Genomic DNA, 1,258 nt, shown 5'->3' with positions numbered 1-1,258 from the left:
CCGGGTGTGGGCCGGCCTGGCCGCCCGGTCGCGCGGCGCGGTCGGTCCGCTCGCCGCGCGCCAGGTGGCCCGCCGCCTCGCGGTGTACGTGGTCCCGGTCGTCCTGCTCGTGCTCGCGGGCGGCGCCGCGAGCCTGGCGGGCGGCTTCACCGGTACCGCGGAGCGCCTGCGCGCCGACGTGGACGTGCTCGCCGTGGGCGCGGACGTGCGGGTCGGGGCACCGGAGAACGGCCGCCTGTACGCGGCGCCCTACCTGCCCGGCGGCTCCGGCCCGGGTGGCGACGCGGCCGCGTCCGCCCCGGCGCTGTCGGTCACCGCCCACTCGGACAGCATCCCCGTCACGCTCCTCGCCCTGCCCGCCACCGTGCTCCCGCAGATCGTGCGCGCGCCCGACGGTGCCCTCGACCTGGACACCGTGGCGGCCGAGCTCGCGGTCGACGCGTTCGCCGGAGCGCCCGCCCTGCCCGACGGCGCGCGCGACGTCGGCCTCACCGTCGAGGGCAGCATCGGCACCACCGACGAGACGGAGCCCTGGGGGGCGGCCCGCCCGCACGAGCTCGACCTGTCGCTCCTGCTCGCGGCGCCCGACGGTACCCTCGCGCACGTGCCGCTCGGCGAGCTCACGGAGGGCGACGGCACCGGGGACACCCTCGGCCCGCAGCGGACCACCCACGAGCTGTCCGGCGCCGTGCCCGCGCCGCCCGCCGGGCTGACGTGGCACGTCGCCGCCCTGGACCTGGCCACGCGCCCGGGCTGGACGCCGGCAGAGGCGGAGCTCGTCCTGAGCGGGCTGTCCTCCGGTGGTGCGCCCGTCGACGCCCCCGCGTGGACCCGGTCCGACACGCTCGACGGTGCCGGTGGCCTCGAGCTCGAGGCGGACGACCCCGACGGGGACGTCCGCCTGACCATGCCCCTCGGCGGCGCGGCCACCGGCGCGAGCCGGCTGCGGCTGCTGTCGACGCCGCAGGCCGGCCCCGTCCCGCTGCTCGCGTCGGAGTCGCTGGCCACGGCGCTGGACCTCGCGCCCGGCGACACCGTCGAGCTGACCCTCGCCGGGACCCGGGTCCCCGTCGTCGCCACCGGTTCGGCCGGCACCGTCCCCGGTGCGCTCGACCCGTACGCCGCGCTCGTCGACCGGGGCGCGCTCGCTGCCGTCCTCGTGCGCACCGTGAGCGAGCCCGTGCTGACCGACGAGGTGTGGCTCGCCGCCGGGCCGCCCGGAGCTCCCCCGCCCGCCACCGCCGTCGCGCGCCTCGCC

General features: G+C 79.8%; 1 protein-coding gene. It reads left to right on the top strand.

The features are described from left to right. On the top strand, positions 1-1,258 hold a 1,258-nt coding region (locus HLB15_RS23645; protein ID WP_171109217.1), incomplete at both ends, for a hypothetical protein.

It is taken from the genome of Promicromonospora citrea (assembly GCF_013004695.1).
GTDB lineage: Bacteria > Actinomycetota > Actinomycetes > Actinomycetales > Cellulomonadaceae > Promicromonospora > Promicromonospora citrea.
The sequence above is the reverse complement of the archived record's forward strand: the minus strand, read 5'-3'. Positions and strand labels throughout refer to the sequence as shown.